Source organism: Paraburkholderia sp. RL18-085-BIA-A (genome assembly GCF_046027075.1).
GTDB lineage: Bacteria > Pseudomonadota > Gammaproteobacteria > Burkholderiales > Burkholderiaceae > Paraburkholderia.
The window spans coordinates 1-9,123 of sequence record NZ_JARESU010000221.1 but is presented as its reverse complement, the minus strand read 5'-3'; the positions used below and the strand labels follow the sequence as shown (position 1 = coordinate 9,123).

The 9,123-nt window shown below is 60.3% G+C and carries 9 protein-coding genes and 2 pseudogenes; 9 read left to right on the top strand and 2 right to left on the bottom strand.

Annotated elements, in window-relative coordinates; all coding sequences use genetic code 11:
- Both P0D89_RS48835 and P0D89_RS48830 read left to right on the top strand, forming a co-directional pair.
- Positions 1-289, top strand: a pseudogene (locus P0D89_RS48835) (carboxymuconolactone decarboxylase family protein); the annotation flags it as partial.
- A 12-nt stretch (positions 290-301) separates the two neighbouring features.
- Entirely contained in the window at positions 302-838 is a 537-nt protein-coding gene (locus P0D89_RS48830; protein ID WP_408370153.1) for an MBL fold metallo-hydrolase, read from the top strand.
- 297 nt (positions 839-1,135) lie between these two features.
- Here the strand turns inward: P0D89_RS48830 and P0D89_RS48825 are convergent, their stop codons facing one another.
- Together P0D89_RS48825 and P0D89_RS48820 are read right to left on the bottom strand one after the other, a co-directional pair.
- On the bottom strand, positions 1,136-1,780 hold the full coding sequence (locus P0D89_RS48825; RefSeq protein ID WP_408370150.1) for a helix-turn-helix transcriptional regulator: 645 nt from the start codon (positions 1,778-1,780) through the stop codon (positions 1,136-1,138).
- Positions 1,781-1,873: 93 nt separating this feature from the next.
- Positions 1,874-2,851 (bottom strand): ornithine cyclodeaminase family protein, encoded by a 978-nt coding sequence (locus P0D89_RS48820; RefSeq protein ID WP_408370147.1) that lies wholly within the window; start codon positions 2,849-2,851, stop codon positions 1,874-1,876.
- 223 nt (positions 2,852-3,074) lie between these two features.
- On the opposite strand from P0D89_RS48820, the gene P0D89_RS48815 reads away from it, so the two are divergent.
- From P0D89_RS48815 to P0D89_RS48785, 7 genes and pseudogenes are all read left to right on the top strand, one after another.
- Entirely contained in the window at positions 3,075-3,863 is a 789-nt protein-coding gene (locus P0D89_RS48815) for an ABC transporter substrate-binding protein (RefSeq protein ID WP_408370144.1), read from the top strand.
- A gap of 66 nt (positions 3,864-3,929) precedes the next feature.
- Positions 3,930-5,168, top strand: a complete 1,239-nt coding sequence (locus tag P0D89_RS48810) for an NAD(P)/FAD-dependent oxidoreductase (RefSeq protein ID WP_408370141.1) — start codon at positions 3,930-3,932, stop codon at positions 5,166-5,168.
- Positions 5,169-5,409: 241 nt separating this feature from the next.
- A pseudogene (locus tag P0D89_RS48805) lies at positions 5,410-6,069 on the top strand (GntR family transcriptional regulator).
- An 82-nt stretch (positions 6,070-6,151) separates the two neighbouring features.
- Positions 6,152-6,967, top strand: coding sequence for an ABC transporter substrate-binding protein (locus P0D89_RS48800; protein ID WP_408370138.1), 816 nt, complete (start codon positions 6,152-6,154; stop codon positions 6,965-6,967).
- A 15-nt stretch (positions 6,968-6,982) separates the two neighbouring features.
- Positions 6,983-7,750 carry an amino acid ABC transporter permease gene (locus tag P0D89_RS48795; protein ID WP_408379098.1) on the top strand — a complete coding sequence of 256 codons (768 nt, stop codon included), beginning with the start codon at positions 6,983-6,985 and terminating at the stop codon, positions 7,748-7,750.
- A gap of 1 nt (position 7,751) precedes the next feature.
- Positions 7,752-8,567, top strand: a complete 816-nt coding sequence (locus P0D89_RS48790; protein ID WP_459252683.1) for an amino acid ABC transporter ATP-binding protein — start codon at positions 7,752-7,754, stop codon at positions 8,565-8,567.
- A 202-nt stretch (positions 8,568-8,769) separates the two neighbouring features.
- Positions 8,770-9,123 (top strand): gamma-glutamyltransferase (locus P0D89_RS48785; protein ID WP_408371141.1); only part of this gene is annotated, 354 nt, incomplete at its 3' end.

The window sequence follows — 9,123 nt, the reverse complement described above, 5'->3', positions numbered from 1 at the left end:
GTGCAGCTTGCGCGGAGAAGCTCGCACTGATGCAGGCATCGGCGGAAGCCGTCACGCTCTTCGATGGGCGCGAACGTGCAGTCTTGGCGTGGGCGGAAACTGTGACGCGGGTGGCTGACACGTGGTTCTCAACGACGCGTATCAAGCGGCGCGCAAGATATTCGACGAACTTGAAATCGTGGATCTCACTATCGCGATAGCTTTAATGAACGCGTATAACCGCATGGCAATAAGCTTCCGGAACACACCGCAGGCTGTAGCGCTGGCCTCCTCGTGTCCGCGTTGTTAAGGAGATTTTAAAATGAAGTCATTCGTTAAACTCGGAGCGACCGTCAATAATCCAGGCGTCCTTTCGAGGCTGTTATTGGTATCTATTTCGATTGGCATCACCTTTCTGTCTGGCTCTGCGACAGCTTTTGCCGATTCTGTCAGTCAGCCCATGACAAGCAAGAATGCCACTCCAGACGATTATTTTCACACCGGTGCAGGCGCACGATATCTGCGCCGTGCGGACATGGATATCGTCGTGGAACCTCTACGCGGAAATATCAATGTGTTGATGGGATCTGGCGGCAATATCACGGTTCTGTCGGGCAAGGAAGGAAAATTCCTGGTCGACGCAGGCATTAGCAAATCACAGCAAAAGCTGCGAGCCGCGCTCGACAAGATCGGTCCGACGCCACTGAAATATGTCGTCAACACGCATTGGCACTGGGACCGTACCGAATCGCTTGACGAAATCATTGCTGCAAAGCCGACGGCTGCCTTCGACGCCAAATGGGGAAATTTCGTGTTCAACGGCGCTCAATTCACTAAGATGGTCTATGCAGGTCTGTAAGAGGATGTGTTCGAACTGAAGTCCGTGGGCTCAGACACCAGGTCGTCGGCTATCACCAATCCATACCTTCAATGGTCATGATCGGGCTTCTCCGATTGCGGTGCCAATCATGGACAGGTATGGCAACCCGTCCGGTACTACCGCCATCGGTAGCCCCTCCGGCTACGGCACCGCATCGCGCTTTTTTTGCGGTCTTTTGTTCACGGACAATACTTGCATTCAAATACTGTGGCGCGGGATTCGACGCCGTCGGCACTCACGGCGTGATGCCGCGAGCGGCCGCCCGCCTATCCGCTCCTACTGCGCGGTGCCGCGCAAATCCCGAATGTGCTGATAGACGGTCGCGCGGCCCATCCCCAACACGTTCGCGACATAGTTCGCTGCGCTCTTGCCCTTGAAAGCCCCCTCGGCCCACAGCGCGGCGACGAGTTCGCGCCGGTGATCGCGTGTCAGCGAGTTGAGCGCCAACTGGCGTTCCTGAAGCCAGCCGTGCAGGAAAGTGTTGATCCGCTCCTGCCAGTCGTCCTTGAACAGTTCCTCCGGTTGCTTCACGATGCCCGCGCCCGAAATGACGAGGTCGATCACGTGCTTCACTTCCTCGAACACGGCGATGTTGTAGTTGATGCACATCACGCCGGAGGCCACGCCGGCGTCGTCGAACAACACCGTGCTGACACAGCGCATGCGCCGGCCGTCCCAGTTGATCTTCTCGTAGGGACCAATGTTGCCGGGCTGCGCGACGTGATCGATCTCTTCAAGCGCGGAGTCGTCGCCCAACTCCCGCTTCGACAGATTGTTCGCGATGTGCGCGACCGTCTGGCTGTGAAGGTCGTGAATGACCACTTCGACGTAGGGGAAAAACAGCAACGCGATACCGTCGGCGACGCGGCTATAGCGCTCGAGCAGCATCCGGCGAGCCGGTGTGGATTTTGTCTTTCGCATGGAGTTGGGGAAGGTTGCTGGGTGGCGGCAAGCGCCAGCCTGGGCTAGCCGCGATGTGCGGGATGCCTGGGATGCCGCCACCAAAGGTCCGTACTATTTTGCCACGGGGTGTCGGGCGCTCAGATACCGAAACAGCTCGTACGCGATCGCCACGTCTTCGAGTCCGAGTCCGATCGAACGGAAAAACGCGTGCCGCCGGTACGACGGCCGATCCGCATCGCCGCCCACCAGCTCGGGCAGGTCCGCGACCACGCTCTGCGGGGACCAGCCGTGCAGCTCGGCCGCCAGCTTCATTTCTCCGGCACTGGCGGGCGTGGTGCGCCGGTAGTCGCAATACACATCCATCTGCGGCAACCACGCGGGCGGGATTTCATGCGCGTTCGCGACGTTCGTGCTGATCGACGTGATCAATGCCGGCCTGGTCAGCATGCCTTCGGTCAGAACCGGCGTGCCTGACGACGTGCACAACGCCACCACGTCCGCGTCACGCACGCAGTCTTCGAGCGTCGCGCTGACGGTGACGCGCGTATCCAGCGCGGTCACGGCGGCACGCTGTGCTTCGCTGCCATGCAGGCCGGGCGAGAAGACCTGAATCGAATCCCACGGCCGCAACGGTGCGAAATGGCGCAGATGCGCCTGGCCCACCGCCCCTGCGCCGACGATCGCAAGCCGGCGCGCGCCGGGCGCCGCGAGATGCTCGACCGCGAGCGCGGTAGCACCGGCGGTGCGCTCGACGGTGAGCAGGCCGGCGTCGCACCACATCAGCGGCTGGCCGGTCTCCATTGACATCAGTGCGGTCCATGCGGTGATGATCGGCTTCGAGTCCGTGACGATATACGGCGACAACTTCGCGCCGAACACCTTGGCGTCGGCAATCGCACCAAGGTACGTGATGAAGTCGCCCGCGTTCGCGGGAAACAGCGTCAGGCTTTGCGGCGGCTGCACCGCGTGCTCGCCGTGGAGCGCGCGGAACATTTCCGTGAGCGCGCGGCGCACGTCCAGGTCAGGCAGTGCGTTGCGTACGGCGTCCTGCTGGACGATTAGCGGGGTGGTCGTTTCGCGATGGCTCATGTGGCTGCTCTCCAAGTCGGTGCCAGGGTTCCGGCGTCGGCTCAATTCTAAATTTAAAGTCCAGTCTGGATTATTTTTTTGAAATGCCTTGCAATTATCCCGGTCCAGAATAGACTCATGTTCCAGAACAGCGACCGGCCGGCCGTCCATGCGATGGCTGCGCGCCGACTTCCTGCTGCTTCACTTGGCCCCTTTTGCGATCTCAACTACGCCCGGACCCATCATGATTCTCAAGCTCCCGCTTTCTGTTTGCCTTGCTGCCGCCCTGTTCGGCGCGACCGGCGCAGCCAACGCCGAAACCGCCGGCAGCTTGCGTTTCGGCATCGAGGCCGCGTATCCGCCGTTCGAGAGCAAGTCGCCGACCGGGCAGTTGCAAGGCTTCGACGTGGACGTCGGCAACGCCGTCTGCGCGAAGCTGGGTGTGAAATGCGTGTGGGTGGAAAATTCGTTCGACGGCCTGATTCCCGCGTTACAGGCGCGCAAGTTCGACGTGATCAACTCGGCGATGAACATCACATCCAAACGCAAACAGAGCATCGACTTCACTCCGCCTATCTATGTCGTGCCGATCGTGATGGTGGTCAAGCATGGCTCGCCGCTGCTGCCCGACGTGAAAAGCATGCAGGGCAAGCGCGTCGGCGTGTTGCAGGGGTCGTCGCAGGAAGACTTCCTCAAGCAGCACTGGGCGAATGCGGGCGTGTCGGTCGTGTCGTATCAGGACCAGGATCAGGTGTATGCAGATCTGACGGCGGGGCGCCTCGACGCGGCGGTGCAGGAAGCGCAGACAGTCCAGGAAGGCTTTCTCAACAAGCCGGCTGGGCATGACTATATGATCGTCGGCGAGCCGCTGAAAGATCCGGCGACCCTCGGCGAAGGCACCGGCTTCGGGCTGCGTAAAGGCGACAAGGCGCTGGGCGCAAAGATCGACACCGCGCTCGACGAGCTGAAAAAGGACGGCACGCTGAGCAAGCTGTCGATCAAATACTTCAAGCGCGACATCATCGCGAAGTGAGCGACTCCCGGGCCGTGAGCCACAGGTCCATCACGCGCGAACCGGTGCGCGAGGCAGAGCCAGTCTATGGATTTCGATGTAATCGTATTGGGTGCCGGCATTGTCGGCGTGTCGTCCGCGCTGCATTTGCAGGATCGCGGACGACGCGTCGCGCTGGTCGATCGGCGCGGGCCCGGTGAGGAAACCAGTTTCGGCAACGCCGGCCTGATCGAGAGTTCGTCGACCGTGCCATACGGTTTTCCGCGCAGGCTCGGCACGCTGCTGCGTTACGCGCGCAATCAATCGACCGACCTCTACTGGGATTACCGGGCGCTCCCCGCGTTCGCCGGGTGGCTGGGGCGTTTCTGGTGGGAATCGTCTCCAGAGCGGCTCGCGATGGCGGCGCGCGACATGTTGCCGTTGATCCGGCAAAGTGTCGCCGAACACGATGCGCTAATCGCGCGCGCCGGTCTTGAACGCCTCGCGCACGACGGCGGTTGGATCGAAGCATTTCGCACGCGCAGCGAGTTGGACCAGCAAGCGGCGGCGGCCGAAGCCGCGGTGCGCGAACACGGCCTGCGCGTCACGCCTCTCGATGCAACGGCGTTACGCACGAAAGAACCCGGTATTGGAGCGGGCTTTTGCGGCGCATTGCACTGGCAGGACCCGACGAGCATCTCCGATCCCGGCGCGCTGACGAAGGGCTATGCGCGTCTCTTCGAACAGACAGGCGGCACACTGCTGACCGGCGACGCGGCCACGCTGCGCGCGCAAGGCGACGCGTGGACCGTTCAGACCAGCGCCGGAGAAATCAGCGCGAAGGAAGTGGTGGTCGCGCTCGGGCCGTGGTCGGATACGGTATTCGAGCCGCTCGGCTATCGCATTCCGCTGCGTGCGAAGCGCGGCTATCACATGCACTATCGGCCGACCCAGACTGTCTTGTCGGTGCCCGTGGTCGACACCGAAGAAGGCTACGTGATCGCGCCGATGCGAGCCGGCCTTCGACTGACCACCGGCGTCGAGATCGCGAGGCGTGATGCCGCACCGTCTCCGATTCAACTCGAGCGCGCCGAACGAATCGCCAAGCCGTTATTCGGCTTGGGCGAGCGTCTGGACGAGAAGCCGTGGCTCGGGCGACGTCCCTGCACGCCCGATATGCGGCCCGTGATCGGACGCGCGCCCCGCCATCGCGGGCTCTGGTTCTCGTTCGGACACAACCATCATGGCCTCACGCTCGGCCCCGTCACCGGACGTTTGCTGGCGGAAATGATGACGGGTGCCACGCCGTTCACTGACGTGCGTCCGTTTCGTCCCGAGCGTTTCTAAGAGGCGGACAATTCCCTTCGACGGCGCAGCGGCGGCTAATACCCACTCTGTCGTCTACAGACGCTGAAAGCTCCTGTCGACGCGAAACTTAGTGGTTTCCCGAATACGGTCTAATGCGGACCGTCCCACGTTAGCCGAAGCGCGTGTATTTATTCTGAAAAAAATTGGATACAAAAATCCAATCGAGGGAGACTGCGCAAACGGTAGGCACACCAGGCGCTGATCTAACTCATCGAATTCAATGTCAACTCCCGCAGTGACTGCAGAAGAGGAAGCGTATCGCTACCTGTTCGACGCAATTTGCCAAGGCCGATTCGCGACGGAGCAACGCATCGTCGCGGAAAGCATCGGCGCGGAATTGTCGATGAGCCGCATGCCTGTGCGCGAAGCGCTTCGCCGGCTGCACAGCGAAGGCCTCGTGATTCTTCGTCCCAATCGCGGGGCGATCGTCAAAGGGCTCGACATCGACGAGCTGCGCGACATCTTCGACATGCGCGCCGCGCTCGAAGGTCTGGCAATACGTATCGCGGCTCCGCGCTGCACCGACGCGCATCTGTCCACTCTCGAACGCCTGCTGGACGACATGGACGTGTGCGTCGACAACACCGAACTATAGGTTCAGCGCCACTGCGCGTTCCATCAATACTTGTGCAGCATCAGCGGGCGTCCACGCCTGACCCGGGAAATCGCATCGCTCTACACGTTGATCGAAGGGCCTATGCGGCTGTGGGTGGAACAGACAACCTCCAGACGACGCAAGGCGCGCGAAGCGCATCAGGAACTTCTCGATGCGCTGCGTACTCGCGATCCGGTACTGGCCGAGAGGGTTCTGCAAGAACATGCGTCGTCCACCGTGTCGCGCCTGATTGCATTTATTGAAGGCTCGCCATCTCGCACATGAGCCTCTCTATACCCATGGATTTCATACTCAGCGCAGGCTTTCGTCTGTAGTTGGATCATGTCATTACGACAGGAGTACGTCTATGGCGGGTCGTCAAACCACGCGGGTTCGTTTCGCATTCCTCTTTATTTGGCTGGCGTCCTTGCTGCAAGCCGGGGCGAGCGCCGCCGACGCTCCGCACCTCGGCCTTTTGCAGGATCATACGCTCACTTACTGTTCGAGCATGGACGCGCCACCTCTCGCTTCGTACGATGAACAGCAACGTCCACAGGGGTTTTCCGTTGATGTCGCTCAAGACGTCGCGAAATCGCTGGGCAACCTGAAAATCGAATGGAGGATCGTGCCATTCAGCGGGATGATTCCGGCGCTCAAGGCGCATCAGTGCGATCTGATTATCAGCCAGCTTTTCGACAAGCCGGAACGTCGCGAAGTGATCGACATCATCGACTATATGTACTCCAGTCAGTCGATTCTGGTGCTGCACGGGAACCCGAACATCAAGGCACTCGGCGATCTGTCGGGTATGAAAGTCGCCGTGATCAACGGATCGACCATTCGCAGCCTGCTTGAAAAGGAGAATGCAACGCTCACCGCAGCGGGCAAACCACCGATGAACATCGTCGTATTCGGCCAGGATTCCGACGCGTTCCAGGCATTCCGCCTCCAGCAAGTCGACGCGTATGGCACGACCGCGGAAAGCGCCGCGCACTTCCGAAGCGTTACCGGCGACACGTTCCAGGAAGCAATCCCTTCGTTCAATCGCATCCCGACGGGAATCGGCGCGCGCAAAGACGAGCCGTTGAGCAACGCTGTCAAACAGGCCGTCGCCGACCTCGTGCATAGCGACCGCTACACGCAGCTGCTGAAAAAGTGGAAGCTCGAAAATGACCGTTTCTAAACGTGGAATGACGCAATGAATTTCAGTTGGGAAATTTTTCGTCAATTCCTTTTGACACCGAGTTCGACGTATCTCCACGGACTGTGGCTGACCTGCAGTATCAGCGTACTGGCCGTATTGTTAGGCGTGGTCCTTGGACTATGCGTCGCACTGATGCGGTTGTCGTCGAAGCTGCCATTGCAATGCATTGCGCGTTTCTACATCTGGATGATTCGCGGCACTCCGCTGCTCGTACAGATTGTCTTCCTGTACACGGCGTTTGCGGCCGCCAATATCTTCCGCTTTCATGACATTGCTTTCGGCCCGTTTACTCTTCCGGCGAACATCCAGGCTGCGGTACTGGCATTGGGTATGAACTCAGCCGCCTATATGGCCGAAATCATTCGCGCCGGCCTTGGGGCGGTGGATCGTGGACAGTACGAAGCTTCGCGCTCGCTCGGCATGACAATGCCGCTTCTGATGGGGCGCATAGTGTTGCCGCAGGCGCTGCGCGTGATCATTCCGCCGATGGGCAACGAGTTCAACGTCATGCTGAAGAACACGACGCTCGTCAGTGTGATCGGCGTGCAGGAACTCATGCTGAGCACGCAGATGATCACCTCGGTGAATTTCCGTGTGTTCGAGTTGTACCTCGTGCTGGCGATCTATTTCCTGCTGCTGACCACACTGTGGGGCTTTTTCCAGCGCTGGCTCGAGTCGCACTACGGCCGCAGTGAACAGCGCGCGAGTTCTGGCAGCCGCATGTTCGGTTTGCAAACAATGAAAATGCTGCGGGGACGCTGACGTGAACAATCAGGACGAAGTGATCATCGAAGCGTCGCAGATCCATAAGTCTTTTGGCGCCAACAAGATCCTCAACAGCATTTCATTGAAGGTATCGAAGGGCGAAGTGGTCGTGCTGATTGGCGCGTCCGGTTCCGGAAAGACCACCTTCATCCGGTGTCTCAATCTACTCGAAACATTCGAAAGCGGCCGCGTCCGGGTCAATGGACATACGCTCGGCTACGTCGAGCGCCCGGACGGGAGTCTCGCACCTGACTCCGGGCGCGAGATTGCCCGCAAGCGTCGGGATATCGGTATGGTGTTCCAGCGCTTCAATCTCTTTCCTCACATGACCGCGATCGCAAATATCATCGAGGCGCCCATCCATCTGTTGAAGATGCCGCGTGCCGATGCAATCGCGCAGGCAAACAAGCTGCTGTCACGCGTCGGCCTCGCGGACAGGGCTTATCACTATCCATCGCAGTTGTCCGGCGGGCAGCAGCAACGCGTCGCCATCGCACGGGCGTTGGCGATGCAACCCAAGGTCCTGCTCTTCGACGAACCCACGAGCGCATTGGACCCGGAGACTGTCGGCGAAGTGCTGCAGGTCATGAAAGAGTTGGCCAGTGAAGGCATGACGATGATCGTCGTCACGCACGAGATGGGTTTTGCGCGCGAGGTGGCAAACCGCGTGGTCGTGCTCGATCAAGGTGAACTCATCGAGCAGGGACCGCCGGAACGGATCTTCACCGCGCCCGAACATCCACGTACACGGGCCTTCTTGCGCAGGATGTTCCAACCGCTGGAGGCGCCGCCCGCAAGCTTGCAGCCGACCTAACCGTCAAGAGGTTGATGACGCGCCGCTCGCTGTCGTTGCAACGAAAAATGGCGCAACTCCCGAAAGTCCTTCCACCGAACGGGACACCAGACGCAAAGGCCAAAGGCTGTGACGCGTTGGCTCGTTTCTCACACTGACAAGAAAACTCTTCATGCGCGATTTTGAGGCCCCTGGCCGCTCATTGGTTGTCGCCCGCAATGGCATGGCTGCAACTTCACATCCGCTTGCGACGCTGGTGGCCATCAACACGCTCGAAGCAGGCGGCAATGCGATGGATGACGCCATCGCCGCGTGCGCGGTCCAATGCGTGGTTGAACCGGGTTCGACCGGCGTCGGCGGCGATTGCTTCGCCCTGTATTCCCAAGGCGGCACGGACGACATCGTTGCCTACAATAGCGCCGGCTGGGCGCCCACGGCTGCGTCGGCAGAGAAGTTGCAAGCGCTCGGCGTCAACGCAATTGAAAGACACTCGGCGCACGCGGTGACAGTGCCGGGCGCAGTACACGGGTGGACTACCTTGCACCGCGACTATGGCCGGCGCTCGCTCGGCGAGGTA

Coding starts and splice junctions, on each gene's coding strand:
- P0D89_RS48820 (WP_408370147.1), bottom strand. CDS start 2,851: ATGAGCCATCGCGAAACGACCACCCCGCTAATCGTCCAGCAGGACGCC.
- P0D89_RS48830 (WP_408370153.1), top strand. CDS start 302: ATGAAGTCATTCGTTAAACTCGGAGCGACCGTCAATAATCCAGGCGTC.
- P0D89_RS48800 (WP_408370138.1), top strand. CDS start 6,152: ATGGCGGGTCGTCAAACCACGCGGGTTCGTTTCGCATTCCTCTTTATT.
- P0D89_RS48815 (WP_408370144.1), top strand. CDS start 3,075: ATGATTCTCAAGCTCCCGCTTTCTGTTTGCCTTGCTGCCGCCCTGTTC.
- P0D89_RS48810 (WP_408370141.1), top strand. CDS start 3,930: ATGGATTTCGATGTAATCGTATTGGGTGCCGGCATTGTCGGCGTGTCG.
- P0D89_RS48825 (WP_408370150.1), bottom strand. CDS start 1,780: ATGCGAAAGACAAAATCCACACCGGCTCGCCGGATGCTGCTCGAGCGC.
- P0D89_RS48795 (WP_408379098.1), top strand. CDS start 6,983: ATGAATTTCAGTTGGGAAATTTTTCGTCAATTCCTTTTGACACCGAGT.